The sequence below is a fragment of the Microbacterium deminutum genome, assembly GCF_039530205.1.
GTDB lineage: Bacteria > Actinomycetota > Actinomycetes > Actinomycetales > Microbacteriaceae > Microbacterium > Microbacterium deminutum.
Genome location: NZ_BAAAOG010000007.1, coordinates 13,888 through 31,711, shown reverse-complemented (window position 1 = coordinate 31,711; position 17,824 = coordinate 13,888). Strand labels below are relative to the sequence as shown.

Here is a 17,824-nt window from a genome sequence, read left to right as displayed (position 1 = left end):
AAGCGGCACCGCTTCGAGCTGCCCCGCTATCGTGAACGTGTGACACGGATCATCGCGGGCCGGGCCGGATCGATCACGCTCGAGGTGCCTGACGCGGGCACACGCCCGACCAGCGATCGTGTGCGCGAGTCCCTCTTCGGAGCTCTCGAATCGGCCGACGCCCTCCGTGGCGCTGCCGTGCTCGATCTGTTCGCCGGATCGGGCGCGCTCGGGCTCGAAGCAGTGAGCCGCGGCGCCGCGAGCGCGGATCTCGTCGAGAAGGCGCCGCGCGCGGCATCCGTCGTCCAGCGCAACGCGAGCCGCGTGGCGAAGTCCCTGGGGCGGGATGCCGCGATCCTCGTGCACCGGACGACCGTGGCCGCGTTCCTGAGCGCTCCCCGCGGGCCGTTCGACGTGGTGTTCCTCGACCCGCCCTACGACCTGGCCGACGACGACCTGTCGCACGCGCTCGAGCTTCTCGTGCCGGCCCTGTCGGCGGACGCCCTCGTGATCGTCGAACGGGCCGGACGCTCACCGGAGCCGGTGTGGCCGGACGGTCTCGTCGCCGGCAGGTCGAAGCGCTATGGCGACACAGCGCTGTGGTGGGCCTCGCCCGCGACCGCCGAGATGGCTCAGCCGCCCCGGGAATCCCAGTCGCGGTAGGGATCCCAGCCGCCCTGACCCGTGTGAGGGCGCCCGTCGACGAGCACCGCCGCCTCCCCCCGATCCACGACGCTCCCGATGGCGCGGAACCCCTCGGGCAGCCGCACGCCGGGCCGAAAAGTCGCGAGCAGCGTGTGGTCCTCGCCGCCGGTCAGCGCGGATGCGGGATCCTCGCCCAGCGAGGCGGTCTCGAGAGCGATGGAGACACCGGATGCCGCGGCCAGCCGGGACGCGTCCAGCACGAGTCCGTCCGATACATCCATCAGCGCCGTGGCGCCCGCTGCCGCGGCGATCGGGCCGAGGCGGAGCGGCGGCGAAGGACGAAGCTGGACGAAGAGGTCCGCGCGTTCGCCGGGCGTGAGCGAGCGCTCATCGACGGCGATCGGACTGCCCTCGGCATCGCGGAACCGCGTGAAGAGCAGGTGGAGCCCGCGCGCCGCGCGGCCGGGGTCGCCCGCGAGGGCGACCACGTCGCCCACCCGCGCCCCGCTGCGGAGCACCGGAGAGCCGCCCTCGAGCGACCCGAGCGCCGTCACCGCGATCGTGAGCGTATCGGAGACCGTGAGGTCGCCGCCCTCGACGGCGCAGCCGGGAGCGAGGGCTGCGCAGGCGGCGCGCAGGCCTTCCGCGATGCCCTCGACGAACGAGAGCCGCGTCGCGTCGGGCATCGCGAGTGCGACCAGCAGCGCCGTCGGACGAGCACCCATCGCGGCGATGTCGGCGAGGTTCACCGCCGCGGCCTTCCAGCCGAGGTCGAAAGCGCTCGACCACGCGAGCCGGAAGTCCGGTCCGTGCACGAGGGTGTCCATCGACGCCACTATCCGGCCATCCGGCGCCGCGATCACGGCGGCGTCATCGCCCGGCCCGACGAGGGCCGACGAGTCCCCGAGACGGTCGAGGATCCGCCGCAGGATGGCGCCCTCGCTCAGTTCGCCCACCGTTGGGTCGGCCGCAGTCATCCTCCCAGGCTAGCCTGGACGGGTGCCCCGCCCCCGCCTCGCCGTACTCGTCGTCGCAGGGGTGATCAGCGCTCTCGCGGCCACGCTGACGGGCTGCTCGTCGACGGTGTCACTCGAGACCGCCCCGCATGCCGACGACCCGGCGTGCGCCGAGGTGACGGTCCGTCTTCCCGGGCAGCTGGCCGGTCAGTCGCGCCGGTGGACGGACGCCCAGGCCACCGGGGCGTGGGGTGACCCGGCGTCGGTGCTGCTGACCTGCGGTGTCGAGCCGCCGGGACCGACGACGATGCCGTGTCAGAGCGTCAACGGCGTGGATTGGATCATCGACGACACGGATGCGCCGCGGTACCGAGTGACCACGTTCGGGCGCACACCTGCCGTCGAGGTCTACCTCGACAACAAGGTCGTCTCGAGCGCCGATGTGCTCGACGCGCTGTCGACGATCGTCAGTCTGCTGCCTGCGGACGGCTCGAAGTGCACCAGTCCTTCGGGGTGAGCGAACACCGGTCAGCCCGTGACCTCACCTGCACCGGGCGGGACTGCTCTGCGTGACCTCGGGGTCGTCGATCAAGGGCGTGTGGAGGATCCGCGGGGTCACGTCGCCCGCGTGAGCCGCGACGAAGTGGAACTCGACCGTCGCGGACTGGCCGGGCGCCAGCTCCACCCGCGTCTGAGTGAGAGGGTAGTCGTCGACATCGGTGCTGATGGAGCGCACGTGTTCGCCGGCCCGGGTGACACCGCCGATGAAGGTCCCGGGCGGGGCTGACACTCCGACGAGCGTGCCGATATTGCCGGGCGCAACGCCCCAGAGCCCGCCGCCGGTCACCGACACCGGATAGATCGACCCCGCATCCCCGGGGGCCGTGTTCGTCAGCGTCACCCCGATGGTGATGTCCCGCAGGCCGTCGGCTCGGCACTCGGCGACGCCGCTCGCGATGTTCACATCGAGGTAGGTGTCCATCTTCGCGCCGGTGACGTCGTTGAGATACACGGCGAAAGCATCATCCCCGACCTGCTTCTGTCGTGCCAGCGTGCCCGCGAACGCCCCGTCGGCGACGACGGACTCCACCTCGGGATCGGCGCTCCAGATCGAGACGCGCCCTTCGCTGATCGGCCCGGACAGCCGTGCGACCAATGCGGAAGGGTCGAACGTCGTCTGCAGCGCCCGGGCGAAGACGGCATCCACCGCGCGGCGGAACACCACGTCCTGCGACCAGGAGTCGAGTGAACGGTACGGATCGACCAGGATCCGCTGGACGAGGTTGTCCGTCGTGAGCTCTCCCCAGTCCTTGACGTCCACCGGTCCGATCACCGCGAGCACCGCGCCCAGCACCCGGATGTCCACCGAGACGATCGTGTCGGGCGTGTGGCCGGTTCGCATGGACCACCACGCCGAAGCGAGCTGGGCCGACTCCGTGAAATCGCTCGGCGACGAGATGTTCATCACGTACCGGCCGACAGCGTCGTTGAGCATCGAGGAGACGGATGCCGGGAGCGCGATGATCGGCTTCTCCAGCCACGGGAAGTCCGAGGAGGAAGCCTGGTCGACGATCTGCAGCCTGCCGTGATCGGCACGGATCTCGGCGAACGTTCCGGTCAGTCCGCCGGCGGTGCGGAGCTCCGCCCCGTTCTGCACCATGACCAGGATCGAGCGAGGGCCGTCGCTGCCGAGGACGGTCGGGAGGGTGCCGGCCGCGAGTGCGGCATCCCGGATCAGGGGCTCGACTCGCGTGAGCGATTCCTCGAGGCGGTCCACGCCGTCCCGCAGCGGACCGACCAGCGCCCCGGCGTCGAGTGAGCCGACGGCTCGATGCGCATCCGCAACGACCGCGAGGGACCGGTGCAGTCGGGTCGCCGCGCGCGTGAGCGCGTCGAGATCGAGGCCGCCCTTGAATCGCAGTGACGCGAGGTCGGTCGCCATGGCGAGTGTCGGCGTGATGGCGGCACGGCTCAGGTGATCCAGCTCCGAGGAGACGACTCGAGCTGCCGTCAGGTTGGGGCCGACGGCCGGGATAACCTCGGCAATGTGCCAGATCGGGTCGCCGGTCAGCTCCGCCGCGACCCGAGCGTGCTCAGCGAGCCCCCCCGCGCTTCGCTGGGCTCCCCCGAGATCCGACGCTTCGAGCTGTCCGCGCAGTTCGGTGGCATTCCTGACGGCGGCATCGAGCTCCGTCCGCAGCATGAGCGCGCGGATGCCGATCCACGCCACCGCGCAGACGACCAGCAGACCGAGCACTCCCAGTGACAGCCACAGCACCCTGTGGCGGCGACGAGGTCGGCTCGGGAGGGCCGACGCCATCGCTCAGCGCCGCTTGGCTGCTCTGCGACGAACGACGAGCACCGTCAGTCCGCCGAGCACGATCAGGCCACCGCCCACGTACAGTGCGGGGATCGGGTTGAACGTCGACCCCGTGCTCGCCAGCGCTGCCGGCTTTCCGGGATCCTTCGGCGGGGCGGGAGGCGATGCGCAGACGGCGGTTGCCGGCGGATACGAGAGCGGCACCGTCAGCTCGGGATTGACCCGGATGACTGCGGTGATCGGGCCGCGAGTCCAGGCGAAGTTGCCGTCGGTTTCGACCCACCGACCATTGTCGAACTTCCAGCCCGGCCAGCCGGTGGCCTTGCCGGCGGAGTCGACCGAGGCGCCGGGCCACAGCACTTTGCCGTGGGACTGGTTGCTGCTGTCGAGCGTCAGCAGCGGAATCTCGGTGGTGTTCCCCCCGCCGCTGATGACGAGCACGGGGTCGTGACCGGTGGCGACGTTGTCGGGATCGGTCATCACGACCGAGTACGAGATCCAAGGCACATCGCCGATGCACTGGCTGGCGACGACTGAGCCGTCCAGCGATGGCTCAGAGTGAAGGGACGGCGCATACGACTCGTCGTCACCGTAGGCGGCCGCCGGAACGACGGCGATGAACGCAGCGACAACCATCGCCGCGAGTGACTTCCCCAGCACGACACTCTCCAATTTCGGGCATTGAACAGCTCCCCAGCTGCTGGGTCTCACACTATCGCAATCGGGTGGTGTCCCGATCACGATCCAGTCACCGCGAGGCCGATTCCTGCGTGCGTTCGAGCGCTGTGTCGATCAGCTCGGAGATGAGCTCGCCGTAGGTCATCCCCGACGCGATCCAGCACTTCGGGAACATCGAGATCGGCGTGAACCCGGGCATCGTGTTGAGCTCGTTGACGTACAGCTCGTCTGCAGCCAGGAAGAAGTCCACCCGCGCGAGACCACGCCCGTCGACCGCCTCGAACGCGCGGACACCCAGGGCGCGGACAGCCGCGATCTCCTGGTCGGACAGGTCGGCGGGGCAGACGACATCCGCGCCCTCTCCGCCGAGGTACTTGCCCTCGAAGTCGTAGAACTCTCGCGTCGTGAGCACGATCTCGCCGGGGAGGGATGCCCGCGGCCCGGCGTCCCCGCGTCCCTCGAGGATCGCGACCTCGATCTCGCGGCCGGAGATCGCCTGCTCGATGAGCACCTTGTCGTCCTCGGCGAAGGCCAGCTCGAGCGCGTCCGCCAACTCCGACGCGTCGTGCACCTTCGACACGCCGACGCTCGACCCGGCGCGAGCGGGCTTGACGAAGACGGGCTCGCCGAGCGCGGCGGCATCCGCCCGCACACCGCCGGGATCGCGTTCCCAGCGACGGCGGGTCACGGTGACCCACGGGGACACCGGCACACCGGCGTCCTGCAAGACGATCTTCATGAAGTGCTTGTCCATGCACAGCGCGGAGTCGAGCACGCCGCCGCCGGCGTACGGGATCCCGAGCGTGTCGAAGAATCCCTGGACGGTGCCGTCCTCGCCGTGGATGCCGTGCAGGATCGGCAGCACGACGTCGATGTCGCCGAGCTCGTCGACCGTGCCGTCCGCCCGCCGGACGCGCAGCATCCGATCGCCACCGCCTTCGGGCCACAGAACCCGTGTGCCGTTGTCGACGACCTCGGGAAGCCGTTCGGCGTCGAGCGCGAACTTGTCGGGGTCGTCGTCCTCGAGGACGAACACGCCCTCTCGCGTGATGCCGATCGGCGTCACACGGTAGCGGTCGCGATCAATCGCCCGCAGCACCCCGCCCGCCGTGGCGGAACTGATCGAGTGCTCGCTGGATCGACCGCCAAAGAGCACCGCCACCGCCGGCCTGTCCATTCTGCGTCCTCTCGCCCTGGGGGGTGTCGTCGTCTGTCGTCAGGTGTGGCGCGATGTCGCGCGGGTTCATCGTTCCGTCGAGGACCATCTTGACCTGCTCGACGATGGGCATCTCGACGCCGATCTCACGAGCGAGCTGCAGGATCGGCGCCACCGAGGCGAGTCCCTCCGCGGTCTGGTTCATCTGCTTGACGACGTCCTGGAAGCTGTAGCCCTGGCCGAGGAGGCGCCCGGCGGTGTTGTTGCGGCTGAGCGGCGACTGGCAGGTCGCGATGAGGTCGCCGAGGCCGGCGAGACCCTGCAGCGTCTCGGGATGCGCGCCGAACGCGACCGCGAAGTCCGTCATCTCGACGAGACCGCGCGTGATGATCGACGCCTTCGTGTTCTCGCCGTATCCGACGCCGTCGACGATGCCGATGGCGACGGCGATGAGGTTCTTGAGCACACCGCCGAACTCGGTGCCGATGACGTCGGTGTTCACGAACGTGCGGAAGTAGCGGTTGCGGGCCCGGCGGGCCACGGCATCCGCGGTCTCCTGACTCGTCGACGAGATGACGGCGGCGGTCGGCTGCTCGCGCGCTATCTCGAGGGCGAGGTTCGGGCCCGAGGCCACGGCGATGCGGGCCGGGTCGCAGTGCAGCTCCTGCTCGATGACCTGGCTCATGCGCAGACCCGTTCGCCGCTCGACTCCCTTCATGAGCGACACGATCGGGGCATCCGTGTTCGCGACGAGCGGCCGCACCGCCTTGAGGTTCTGGCGGACCGCCTGGCTCGGGATCGACAGGTACACCTGCTCAGCGCCCTCGAGCGCCTCGGACAGATGGTGCGTCGCCGACATGTCGCGCGGGAGGTTGATGCCCGGCAGGTATCCGCTGTTGCGCTTGGCCTCGTGGATCTCGTTCGCGAGCTCGGGCCGCCGTGCCCACATCGTGACGTGGGCGCCGCCGTCGGCGAGGACCTTGCCGAACGTGGTGCCCCAGCTTCCGGCACCGATGACGGCGACACGTGGGCGCGCGGCATCCGTTCTACGGCTCAAGGCGACCCGTCTCCCTCTGCCCGTGATCGGCGGGGTTCCAGCGCTCGGCGGGTGCCGGTTCGCCGCGCAGGTGCGACAGCAGTTCCGCGACCTCCGCCATGAGCATGTCCGTCGCGTTCACGAGCGACGCGGGCTGTCCTTCGTCCGCTCCGGACCGACCGATGTCGACGGGGTCGCCGAAGACGACTTTCACCGGGCGTCGCAGCGGCCACAGCTTGAGCTTGCCGTACCGGGGAAGGACCACCTGACAGCCCCACTGCGCCATCGGGATGAGAGGGATGTCGCCGGCCAGCGCAAGCCTGACCGCACCCGTCTTGCCGCGCATCGGCCACATGCCCGGGTCGCGGGTGAGGCTGCCTTCGGGGTAGACGATCACGCCGCGGCCGAGCTTCACCAGCGTCTCGGACGTCTCGAGCGTCAATCGAGCGGATGCGGCCGACGACGATCGCGCCACGGGAACCATGCCGGTGATCCGCAGGATCCATCCGAGCACCGGCACGTGGAACAGGCTCTCCTTCGCCATGAATCGCGGCGCCCTGCCGGCCTTCCACACCGCCAGCGCCACTGCCAGCGGATCCGCCTCGGAGTAGTGGTTCGGCGCGAGCACGTAGGCGCCTTCGCGCGGGAGCTTCTCGGCACCTTCGATCTCGAGCTTGAACAGCAGCGCGATGAGCGGCGCGATGACGGTGGCGAGCGGCCAGAAGACGCTCGGACGGCTCTTCTCCTTCGAGGCGCGGAGGCGCCCGGATGACGCGGCCACCGCGCTATCCGATGACATCGAAGTCGGCGCCCAGGGTGTCGAGCTTCGTGAAGAGCTTTTCGTAGCCGCGGCGGATGATCCCGACGTTGCGGACGATCGACTGGCCCTCGGCCGCGAGCGCTGCGATGACGTAGCTGTACCCACCGCGGAGGTCGGGCACTTCGACGTCCGCTCCGTGCAGCGGCGTCGGTCCGGTGATCACGGCGGCCTGCTCGAGCGCGCGACGGGGGACGCGCCGGTTCGGACTGTCGATGCCCTCCGGGTGCACGACGATGTCCGCACCCATCTGGACGAGCGCCTCGGTGAATCCGAGCCGGTTCTCGTAGACCGTCTCGTGCACGACCGACTGGCCCACGGCCTGCGTCAGGGCGACGATGAGCGGCTGCTGCCAGTCCGTCATGAACCCGGGGTGGACGTCGGTCTCGACCACCACGGGCTTGAGGACGCCGCCGCGACGGAAGCGGATGCCGTCCTCGTGGACGTCGAACGAGCCGCCGACCTTGCGGAAGACATTGAGGAACGTCAGCATCTCCTGCTGCTTCGCCCCGCCGACGAAGATGTCGCCGTCGGTGGCGAGCGCCGCGCACGCCCAGGACGCCGCCTCGTTGCGATCGAAGATGCAGCGGTGGTCGTAGCCCTGCAGCGTGTCGACGCCCTCGATGAGGATGACGCGATTGGGCTCGTACGAGATGATCGCGCCCATCTTCTGCAGCACCGCGATGAGATCCATGATCTCGGGCTCGATCGCCGCGCCGCGCAGCTCGGTGACGCCCTTCGCCTTGACGGCGGTGAGCAGCACCTGCTCGGTCGCGCCGACGCTCGGATACGGCAGCTCGATGTTCGCACCGTGCAGTCCGTTCGGCGCGGTGATGCGGATGCCCTCGTACGTCTTGTCGACGATGGCCCCGAACGCCCGGAGCGCGTCCATGTGGAAGTTGATCGGGCGGTCCCCGATGCGGCATCCGCCGAGGTCGGGGATGAGCGCCTCTCCGAGGATGTGCAGCAGCGGTCCGCAGAACAGGATCGGGATGCGGGATGCCCCGGCGTGCGCATCGATCTCTTCGAAGTGCGCCGACACCGCGCCGGACGGATCGAAGATCAGCGTTCCCGGCTCGTCGCCCTCGGCGACATCCACGCCGTGCACCTCGAGGAGCGAGCGCACCACCTGCACGTCGCTGATGTCGGGGACATCCCGGAGGATGCTGGTCGTCTCGCCCAGCAGCGCCGCCACCATCGCCTTCGTGGCCAGGTTCTTCGCGCCCTTGACCTCGACGCGACCGGTCAGCGGCCTGCCGCCACGGATCGCGAGGGTCTCACCGGACATTTCCTTCTCTCCTGCCTTGGTGTCGGCCGTAACGCTGAGAAGCGACTTCATCCGGTGGACCTCACTTGTGTCATCGAGGGTGGCTGGCAGACCGCGCGCCCTGGTTGGAGCGCGGGTCCTGGCTTACGGAACAGGGAGCGTCCGCGGCCGCCATGCCTCGCGGCGAGCCTCGAACTGCGCGATCTTATCCGCATTGCGCAGCGTGAGCCCGATGTCGTCGAGCCCCTCGAGAAGCCGCCACCTAGTGTAATCGTCGATGTCGAAAGGCACCGTAATGCCCGTCGCCGCGCCCGCCGAGGGGTGTACGGAGGCGGTCCGGTGCTCGAGATCGACGGTCATCCGGATGCCGGGATCGCCCTCGATCGCCGCCCACAGGCGCGTGATGTCGTCTTCCGAGACGACACCGGTGAGCAGACCCTGCTTACCCGCGTTTCCGCGGAAGATGTCGGCGAAACGAGGACTGAGGACGACGGAGAAGCCGAAGTCGCGCAGCGCCCACACGGCATGCTCGCGGCTGGAGCCGGTGCCGAAGTCCGGGCCCGCCACGAGGATCGACGCGCCCGCGTACGCGGGCTGGTTGAGCACGAAGTCCGGGTCCTGACGCCAGCTCGCGAAGAGGGCGTCCTCGAAGCCGGTCTTGGTGACCCGCTTGAGGTAGACCGCCGGGATGATCTGGTCGGTGTCGACGGCCGAGCGCTTCAGCGGCGCGGCGATGCCGGTGTGCGTGGTGAACTTCTCCATGTCAGGCCTCCACCTCGACCAGCGCCGGAAGATCGCTCGGACTCGACAGCGTGCCGCGCACCGCCGTCGCGGCGGCGACGAGCGGCGACACGAGATGCGTGCGCCCGCCCTTGCCCTGGCGGCCTTCGAAGTTGCGGTTGGATGTCGACGCGCACCGCTCGCCGGGTGCCAGCTGGTCGGGGTTCATCCCCAGGCACATGGAGCAGCCGGCGAACCGCCATTCGGCGCCGAAGTCCTCGAAGACCTTGTCGAGGCCCTCCGCCTCCGCCTCGAGGCGCACCCGTGCCGAGCCCGGCACGACCATGACGCGGACGCCTTCGGCCTTCGTGCGTCCCCTCACGATCGAGGCGAACGCGCGCAGGTCCTCGATGCGGCTGTTCGTGCACGAACCCATGAAGACGGCGTCGACCGCGACATCCCGCAGCGGCGTGCCGGCGCGCAGGTCCATGTACTCGAGCGCCCGTTCGGCCGCGGCGCGCTCGTTCGGGTCTGCGAAGTCCTGGGGCGCCGGCACCACGTCCGAGAGCGACACGCCCTGCCCCGGATTGGTCCCCCATGTGACGAACGGCTCGAGGGCGCCGGCATCCAGGAAGACCTCGGCGTCGTAGACCGCTCCCTCGTCGGTGGGAAGTGTCCGCCAATAGGCGACGGCGTCGTCCCAGTCCTGGCCCTTGGGAGCATGGGGACGGCCTTCGAGGTACGCGAATGTCGTCTCGTCGGGTGCGACCATGCCGGCACGGGCGCCCGCTTCGATCGACATGTTGCAGACCGTCATCCGGCCCTCCATCGAGAGCGCGCGGATCGCGGATCCGCGGAACTCGAGCACATAGCCCTGCCCGCCGTTGGTGCCGATCTTCGCGATCACGGCGAGGATGATGTCCTTCGCGGTGACGCCGGGGTTCAGCTCGCCCTCGACGGTGATCGCCATGGTCTTGAACGGCTTGAGCGGCAGCGTCTGGGTCGCGAGCACATGCTCGACCTCGCTCGTGCCGATGCCGAACGCCATGGCGCCGAACGCGCCATGGGTGCTGGTGTGGCTGTCGCCGCAGACGACCGTGATACCGGGCATCGTGAGGCCGAGCTGCGGCCCGACCACGTGGACGATGCCCTGCTCCTTGTCGCCCAGCGAGTGGAGGCGGACGCCGAATTCGGCGGCGTTGCGCCGCAGCGTCTCGATCTGCGTGCGGCTGGTGAGATCCGCGATGGGCTTGTCGATGTTCAGCGTCGGGGTGTTGTGATCCTCGGTCGCAATGGTCAGGTCCAGCCGCCGGACCGGACGGCGTTCGGCTCGAAGACCGTCGAACGCCTGTGGGCTGGTCACCTCATGGACCAGGTGCAGATCGATGTAGATCAGGTCGGGTTCGCCGTTCTCACCCTTGACGACGAGATGGTCGTCCCAGACCTTCTCGGCGAGGGTGCGAGGGTGCTCGGGAATGGCGGATGCCTCGGGAATGCTCATGTGTGTTCGTTCTCCTCGGAAGGGGGAATCAAGCCCGCAACGAAACCCGCGACGAGGGAGGCCTGGAACTAGGACCCGTCGCGGCCGCTAAGGAGGAGGCGAGCGATCCGCACGCTGTCAGGCTACCATCCCGCGCGATCGGGGCCGCTGTCAGGGCTCGTCGACCGCCGCCGCCTCGCGTTTCTCGCGCGCCGAGGCCAGGAGACTCGCGACGGTCGCCACCACCATCGAGATGACGATCACGCCGAGCGACATCCAGGTCGAGATCTCGGGCGCCCACTCGATCGGCTCGCCGCCGTTGATGAACGGCAACTCGTTGACGTGCATCGCGTGGAACACGAGCTTGAGCCCGATGAAGGCGAGGATGAACGCGATGCCGTAGTGCAGATAGCGCAGCCGATCCAACAGGTCGCCGAGCAGGAAGTACAGCTGGCGAAGGCCCATGAGGGCGAAGATGTTCGCCGTGAAGACGATGAACGGACTCGTCGTGATGCCGAAGATCGCCGGGATGGAGTCGATTGCGAACAGCAGATCGGTGACTCCGATCGCGAAGAAGACGATGATCATCGGCGTCCAGATCTTCTTGCCGTCGACGACGGTGCGCAGCTTCGCGCCGTCGTAGTGGTCGCTGATGTCGATCATGCGCCGAAGCGTCCGCACGATGAAGTTCTCGCGCTGCACCTCCTCATCATGGTCGCCGCCCGGGAACGCCTGGCGGTAGGCCGTCCAGACCAGGAACGCGCCGAAGATGTAGAACACCCAGCTGAACTGCTCGATCACGGCGGCGCCGAGCAGGATGAACGCACCTCGCAGGATGAGCGCGATGATGATGCCCACCATCAGCACTTCCTGCTGATACCGCCGCGGCACCGCGAACTGGCCCATGATGAGGACGAACACGAAGAGGTTGTCGATCGACAGGCTGTACTCGGTGAGCCAGCCGGCGACGAACTGGCCGGCGTACTCCGGTCCCGCGATCAGCCACATCACCAGCGCGAAGACGAGCGCCAGCGATACGTAGAAGACCACCCAGAGCGTCGATTCGCGCGTGGTCGGGATGTGCGGACGCTTGAGGATCAGCAGCAGATCGCCGACGAGGATCAGGGTCAGCAGGACCAGCGAGCCGATTTCGAACCAGAGCGGGAGTTGCAGGTCCATGCGGGCCTTTCAGGCGTGGGAGGAGGTGCGACGAATCGTCGAAAGTCTCTCCCCCGCGGCATCCGGATCGGCCTGCCGTGGTGCGCGCCCGGGAAAGCATCGATGGCTCCCGTGATGACGGACGCGCGATGACGGGATACTCCCTCTCGCGGGTCCAGGATACATGGCGGATGCCGCGCCCTGCCCCGATCAGTTCTCGAGCACGGCGAACACGATGAGGTTGTCTACGTAGTGGCCGGCCGTCGAGTCGAAGGCGCCCGCGCACGTGATGAGGCGCAGCTCCGGCGCGGGCACGGTGCTGTAGACCTCGGCGGTGGGGAAAGCCGATTTCGCCGACTCGGTCGACCCGGTGACCCGGAAGGTCAGCACCGCACCGTCGGACTCGGTGATCACGACCTCGTCTCCGGGGTGGAGGTCCCCCAGCCGCGCGAAGACCGCGGGAGCAGTCGGAGAATCGATGTGTCCCGCGATGATCGCAGGACCCACGTCGCCGGGCACGACACCGCCGGCGTACCAGCCCGCGAGGTCGTAGTCGCGAGGGGCGTCCAGCCGCCCCTCGACGTCGACGCCCAGGCGCTCGAGGGCCGAGTCGACGCCGATCCGCGGGATGCGGATGCTGATCGGCGCCGCGTGGGAGATCGCGGCAGCCCGCTCGCGCGGATCCTGCAGTCGGCCGGCCGCGAGCGGGTTCGCCGTCGGGACGGCGGTCGGCGTCGCGTGCACCTCAGCCGGCTGCGTCGTGGCGCTCGCCCATGCGGCCAGCAACGGCCCGAAGGTGACGATCGCCAGAATCAGCCAGGTGGGTCCGCTGACTCGCTTGGTCGTCTTCCTCATCGCGATCACCGCCGTCTCTCACGCCTGCGCTCGGGTTCGTCGACTCCGGCTACACCGCGAGCTGCCAGCGGCTGAAGAGGGCGGCGTGGCGGGTCTCCTGATGATGGCGCGCGAGCCATCCCCCGCCCGTCTGCACGCCGCCGATGGGAACGACGGCCGCGGCCGCGCTGTCCACGATGGGCAGGATCGTGAGGCCACCGTCGGCCTTGTCGAGGACGAACAGGGTGGTGATGCTTCCTGCGGAGAGGTTGACATCGACGCTGTCCTGGACTCCCGTCCCGGTCAGCTGCAGAGTCCAGGTCCCGGCCGGCACCTCGGCGTAGGGAGTGGCCGATCCGGCAGGCGCGTCGCTGGCGATCACCACTCCCGTGGTCGTCTTCACATCGACGGTGGGCGTGATCGTGGATGCCTGGATGAGCCGGATCCGCGCATTGCCGGCGCTCGGCGCGGTGAGATCGTCGGAGAAGGCCTGCAGCTGCAGGTTTGCGTTGGGGCCGTAGGCGGCGACGGTCGTCGCGCTCGCCGCTCCCACAGTCACGGTGTCGGAGATCGCGAGGTGCGTCCAGTCGTTGGAGCCGGCGGCGACCATGCTGATGGCGTACTCACCCTGCGTCAACGGCGTATAGCCCGACACATCGCCGTAGCCGACGTCGCTCAGCTCGAAGACGATCGTGCCTCCTCGAAGCGCCGACACCCGCACGTCCACGGCCTTCGTGTCCGGCGAGAAGTGCCCAAGTCTCAACCAGCCGGTGTCGCCCGTAGGAGCGGCAGACGCTTCGGAAGGTGCCATGGTCGCGCCCGTGGCGGCGGACGGAAGGCCAACGGTGAGACTCGCGACGATGGCGGCCAGCGCGACCAGCGGACCGCTCGGGTGGAGTCGAAGGATCTTCATGACGGTTTCCTTTCGGGTGGGGGTGCGTTTCAGTTGAAGAGTTCGTCGACCCACAGGCCGTAGGTGAGGACGAGGTTCGAGGCGTCCGCTGCAGCGTCATCCGGCGCCAGCTTTCCGCGAAGCCCGTCGACGAGACTCAGTCCCGGTGGAGACAGCCTCTGGCCGCTCGCAAGGGCGACGCCGTTCACATCGGTGATGGCGACCCGCCGGATCGGGCCGGCGCGCTCTCCGTCGATCGTCGGGAACGCCGCGACGGTCACGCCTCCGACCGATGCGAGTGCGCCCAGCACGGCGAGGATGCGCCGGTCCACCCGTCCGGTCGTGAGGAGGGCGCGATCGCTGTCCGATACGTGGATGGCGGGATTCTCGGCGAGCTGCAGCCCGGCCTCCCTGCGGACTTCTGCCGCACGCTGTTCGGCCGCCGCCGCCAGCGTCGCGCCTTGGACGATGACCCGGCGGATCTCGACCGATCCGCCTCCGGAGCCGAAGGACGCTACGACCAGGGAGTTGTGGAGCGCCTGTCGGACCGACGACGAACTGGCCGGGGGCATCGCCAAGCCCGCGATGGTGATGACGTAGTCGAGGTCACGCCATCCGCTGGGCAGAGCGGCCTCGATCTGTGCCCCGCTGGTGACCCCGCTGTACGCAATCAGGTCCATCGGGAGACGGCCCCCGCCCGCAAGGTCGGTGGTCATCGCGTCAGGAACCAGAAGACGCTGGGTGCGGTGGACATTGTCGATGATCCATACCTGCGCCGCACGCACGGGCGCGCTGAGGGGCGCCGCCCCCCGCGCGACCGGACGCGCACCTCCGAGATTCGCCGCGATGACAGCGAAGACGACCACCAGCACGATCACAGCGCCGAGCACGGGCACGAGCCGGATCAGAATTCCCCGATTGCGAGAGGACCAGGATCCCGGCTCCGGTGCTGCGTGCACAGGGATGTCGCTGGGCAGCAGCTCGGATGTCGAATAGCCGGCATCCGAGAGGGAACCGCGTGCCGCCACCGGCTGCGCCATGCCATCTTGGAACGGCGTAGGCGGGCGACCTGCGGTCGGTGGCCGCGCAGAAGCGGCACGCGCGGCCACCGGTGAGCCTGTCGCGGTCGAAGCGTTCTCCGCGGGAGTCGCCTGCTTCGGTGCGGCTGGAGGCGGCACGGTCGCGGCGGAGGGCTTCCGCGCCGGCACAGGCTGAGCAAAGATTTCCACAACTGGCTCTGGCCGAGGATCTGCCGTCGGCGACCGCGCGGAAATGGCACGTGCCGTGGCGGGCTTGACATGTGCGGGCTTGCCCCGTGCGGGCTTGCCCTGTGTGGGCTTGACGGCGGAGGCGGGGGGCTTCTTCGCGGGAGTCGCCCGCTTCGATGTGCTCGGAGGCTTGGCGCCTGAGCCCGCGGACTTCGGCGCAGCGGGCGCAGCCGAGACGGCTCGCTCGCCCGTCGATCCAGCCGGCTTCTTCGCTGGAGTCGGCTTCTTGGCGGCATCCTCGCTCTTGCCGCTCGCACTCGCAGGACTGCGCGCCGGTGCCGCTTTCTTGTCGACGCCCGACGAACTGCTGCCCGCACCCGCGGGCTTGCCCGTGGGTGCCGCCTTCTTGGCGGTATCCGCGGGCATTCCGCGTGCGCTCGCAGACTCGCTGCCTGCACCGGCGGCCTTGCTGCCTGCACCGGCGGCCTTGCTGCCTGCACCGGCGGCCTTGCTGCCTGCACCGGCAGGTTCGCTGCCTGCAACGGCGGCCTTGCTGCCGGCACCGGCAGGTTCGCTGCCTGCAACGGCGGCCTTGCTGCCGGCCCCGGCCGGCTTGCGCGCGGGTGCCGGCTTCTTGGCACCAGCCGGCGGAGTCCTGCTCGGGCGGTCGGTGCTCTGCGGGTGCTCTGCGCCGGTGCTCGACGAGACACCGCGAGCCGCGGGTGCTGCGGACGGCTCGTCGTCGAACTGCGCTGAGCTCACCTTGGTCATTCGGACCGGACGCCGGATCGGATCGGGTGATCCAGGACCGCCGCGTCCGTCCCCCCGATCACCAAGAGTGCGGGATCCTGAGACGTTCCGCCACCCCTTGACACTTATCCGGTGAGAGACAATGGTGCTCCGCGACGACGCGCACAGGGACTGCGCCGGCTCGCCGGCAACGCTGGAATGGATGACGCATGGTCGAACGCGTGGCGACGGATGACGCTTCACTCGTGGCGCGGGCCGCGAGCGGCAGCGAAGTCGCCTTCCGCGCGCTCTACCGCTCGTATGTGCGACCGGTGTACTGGCTCGCGTTCGGACTCGTCGGAAATGCCGCCGATGCCGAGGACGTGACCCAGGAGACGTTCCTGGTGGCGTGGCGGAAGCTGCCCGGCCTGGAGCTGGCGAGCGACTCGCTCCTGCCCTGGCTCGTGACGGTATGCCGCTTCCAGGCGGCCAACCGCATCCGACGCCAGCAGCGCGATCGCGAGCACGCCGCGGGCGCCGCCGACGAGTCCCTGCCCGCGACGGTGGATGTCGAGCAGCAGGTGATCGACGGCCAGCTCGCCGATCGGATCCTGCAGGAGGTCGCCGGGATGAGCTCGCTCGACCGCGACATCTTCCGTCTGTGCGCGGCCGAAGGCTATGCCTATCAGGCTGCCGCCGAAGAGCTCGGCGTCGGGCACGGCGTGGTCCGCAATCGTCTCTCCCGCATCCGCACCCGACTGCGGACCGTTGTGAAGGAGAGCACATGAGCACGCAGGAGCACGCCGACGCGACATCCGCATCGCTTCCCGAACTGCCGGACGAGCGCATCGACGAGATCGAGAACGCACTGTTCGCCGACATCTCGCGCGAGCGGACCGCTCAGCGCACACGCCGAGCACGGTGGTGGATCGGAGGTGCAGCAGCCGCCGCCGTCATCGTCGTCGCTGCGGTAATCGCTCCGAGCGTGGGCGGTCTCGTGGCCGGTTCGGGCGGCAGCAGCGATTACGCCGTCGCCCCCGGCCAAGGGCAGGGCGCGCCCGATGCCGGGGTCGGGGCGAACCAGTCGAGCGGTGGCAATGGCGGAAAGACAGCGGGCTCGGGCACCGTTCCCGGGGCTGCGGACTCCAGCACCGGCACCCGCGACATCATCACGACCGGATCGGCGACGGTCGTCGTGGACGATGTCGCTCGCGCCGCCAAGACCATCGGCGAAGACGCCGTCGCACGCGGCGGATACGTCGAGTCGATGAGCATCGGGCAGACCGGCGGGGCGATTCCCGTCGAGCCGAACACGGGCGCGACGAAGGGCATCGCCACGCCGTACCCGTATCCGGATGCCGGTGGTTGGATCACCGTGCGCGTGCCCTCCGATCAGCTCACCGCCGCGATGAGCGAGCTCTCGTCGGTCGGCGAGGTCACGGCATCCTCCATCGACCGCCAGGACGTCACCGAGCAGACCGTCGATCTGAGGGCGCGCGTCAAGGCGTCGCAGACGTCGGTCGACCGGCTGACGGACCTGATGTCGCAGGCGACGAGCGTCTCCGACCTGATCGCGGCCGAGTCCGCCCTGGCCGACCGCCAGGCCACGCTGGAGTCGTACCAGGCGCAGCTGAAGTCGCTCGAGAGCATGATCGACCTGTCGAGCTTGACGGTGACCCTGCAGCCCAAGGCTGAGCCGGTGAAGGCCGACACCGCCGGCTTCTTCGACGGCCTCATCGCCGGGTGGAACGGCCTCGTCGCGACACTCAACGGCCTGGTGATCGCGCTCGGCTTCGTGATTCCCTGGCTCATCGTGCTCGGGGTCGCGGGGCTCATCGTGTGGTTCGTCATCCGCGGCGCACGCAGGCGCCGAGCGGCACCGACCCCTCCATCAGCAGCCGCGCCCGAGCGCGAGGATGTGGACACCGCGGGACCGTCGACCTGACGGG

Annotated in this window: 17 protein-coding genes; 4 read left to right on the top strand and 13 right to left on the bottom strand. The window is 69.2% G+C overall.

Annotated features, from left to right (window positions below; all coding sequences use genetic code 11):
* Positions 1–39: 39 nt before the first annotated feature.
* Positions 40–642: a 16S rRNA (guanine(966)-N(2))-methyltransferase RsmD gene (rsmD, locus tag ABD212_RS14850; protein WP_344096010.1), complete on the top strand. Its 603-nt coding sequence runs from the start codon at positions 40–42 to the stop codon at positions 640–642.
* Here rsmD and thiL read toward each other — a convergent pair.
* Positions 612–1,601 (bottom strand): thiamine-phosphate kinase, encoded by a 990-nt coding sequence (gene thiL / locus ABD212_RS14845; protein WP_344096008.1) that lies wholly within the window; start codon positions 1,599–1,601, stop codon positions 612–614. The two genes, rsmD and thiL, sit on opposite strands and share 31 nt — an antisense overlap.
* Before the next feature lie 22 nt (positions 1,602–1,623).
* Here thiL and ABD212_RS14840 point away from each other — a divergent pair, with 22 nt between their 5' ends.
* The gene (locus tag ABD212_RS14840) at positions 1,624–2,097 is read left to right on the top strand and encodes a DUF3515 family protein (RefSeq protein WP_344096005.1); all 474 of its coding nucleotides are present in this window, start codon (positions 1,624–1,626) and stop codon (positions 2,095–2,097) included.
* Positions 2,098–2,121: 24 nt separating this feature from the next.
* Here ABD212_RS14840 and ABD212_RS14835 read toward each other — a convergent pair whose 3' ends face one another.
* From ABD212_RS14835 to ABD212_RS14780, 12 genes are all read right to left on the bottom strand, one after another.
* Positions 2,122–3,858 carry a DUF4012 domain-containing protein gene (locus tag ABD212_RS14835; protein ID WP_344096002.1) on the bottom strand — a complete coding sequence of 579 codons (1,737 nt, stop codon included), beginning with the start codon at positions 3,856–3,858 and terminating at the stop codon, positions 2,122–2,124.
* 45 nt (positions 3,859–3,903) lie between these two features.
* A complete protein-coding gene (locus tag ABD212_RS14830; RefSeq protein WP_344096000.1) occupies positions 3,904–4,560 on the bottom strand; it encodes a cell wall protein in 657 nt (218 codons plus the stop codon).
* Positions 4,561–4,648: 88 nt separating this feature from the next.
* The gene (locus ABD212_RS14825) at positions 4,649–5,755 is read right to left on the bottom strand and encodes a D-alanine--D-alanine ligase family protein (RefSeq protein ID WP_344095998.1); all 1,107 of its coding nucleotides are present in this window, start codon (positions 5,753–5,755) and stop codon (positions 4,649–4,651) included.
* Positions 5,661–6,791, bottom strand: coding sequence for an NAD(P)H-dependent glycerol-3-phosphate dehydrogenase (locus ABD212_RS14820; RefSeq protein WP_344095996.1), 1,131 nt, complete (start codon positions 6,789–6,791; stop codon positions 5,661–5,663). Before ABD212_RS14820 ends, ABD212_RS14825 begins: the two co-directional genes overlap by 95 nt.
* Entirely contained in the window at positions 6,781–7,569 is a 789-nt protein-coding gene (locus ABD212_RS14815) for a lysophospholipid acyltransferase family protein (RefSeq protein WP_425561285.1), read from the bottom strand. Before ABD212_RS14815 ends, ABD212_RS14820 begins: the two co-directional genes overlap by 11 nt.
* Positions 7,556–8,926 carry a UDP-N-acetylglucosamine 1-carboxyvinyltransferase gene (gene murA, locus ABD212_RS14810; RefSeq protein WP_344095994.1) on the bottom strand — a complete coding sequence of 457 codons (1,371 nt, stop codon included), beginning with the start codon at positions 8,924–8,926 and terminating at the stop codon, positions 7,556–7,558. Before murA ends, ABD212_RS14815 begins: the two co-directional genes overlap by 14 nt.
* A gap of 72 nt (positions 8,927–8,998) precedes the next feature.
* A complete protein-coding gene (gene leuD / locus ABD212_RS14805; RefSeq protein WP_344095992.1) occupies positions 8,999–9,616 on the bottom strand; it encodes a 3-isopropylmalate dehydratase small subunit in 618 nt (205 codons plus the stop codon).
* A gap of 1 nt (position 9,617) precedes the next feature.
* Positions 9,618–11,075: a 3-isopropylmalate dehydratase large subunit gene (gene leuC / locus ABD212_RS14800; RefSeq protein ID WP_344095990.1), complete on the bottom strand. Its 1,458-nt coding sequence runs from the start codon at positions 11,073–11,075 to the stop codon at positions 9,618–9,620.
* Positions 11,076–11,225: 150 nt separating this feature from the next.
* On the bottom strand, positions 11,226–12,233 hold the full coding sequence (locus ABD212_RS14795; protein ID WP_344095988.1) for a TerC family protein: 1,008 nt from the start codon (positions 12,231–12,233) through the stop codon (positions 11,226–11,228).
* A 189-nt stretch (positions 12,234–12,422) separates the two neighbouring features.
* The gene (locus ABD212_RS14790; RefSeq protein ID WP_344095987.1) at positions 12,423–13,067 is read right to left on the bottom strand and encodes a class F sortase; all 645 of its coding nucleotides are present in this window, start codon (positions 13,065–13,067) and stop codon (positions 12,423–12,425) included.
* A gap of 49 nt (positions 13,068–13,116) precedes the next feature.
* Entirely contained in the window at positions 13,117–13,959 is an 843-nt protein-coding gene (locus tag ABD212_RS14785; protein ID WP_344095984.1) for a DUF4397 domain-containing protein, read from the bottom strand.
* A 29-nt stretch (positions 13,960–13,988) separates the two neighbouring features.
* Positions 13,989–15,908, bottom strand: coding sequence for a hypothetical protein (locus ABD212_RS14780; protein WP_344095982.1), 1,920 nt, complete (start codon positions 15,906–15,908; stop codon positions 13,989–13,991).
* Between the two features lie 197 nt (positions 15,909–16,105).
* Here ABD212_RS14780 and ABD212_RS14775 point away from each other — a divergent pair, with 197 nt between their 5' ends.
* A complete protein-coding gene (locus tag ABD212_RS14775) occupies positions 16,106–16,663 on the top strand; it encodes an RNA polymerase sigma factor (protein ID WP_344095979.1) in 558 nt (185 codons plus the stop codon).
* Positions 16,660–17,820: a DUF4349 domain-containing protein gene (locus ABD212_RS14770; protein WP_344095976.1), complete on the top strand. Its 1,161-nt coding sequence runs from the start codon at positions 16,660–16,662 to the stop codon at positions 17,818–17,820. The genes ABD212_RS14775 and ABD212_RS14770 overlap by 4 nt, the downstream gene beginning before the upstream one ends.
* The last annotated feature ends 4 nt before the right edge of the window (positions 17,821–17,824 follow it).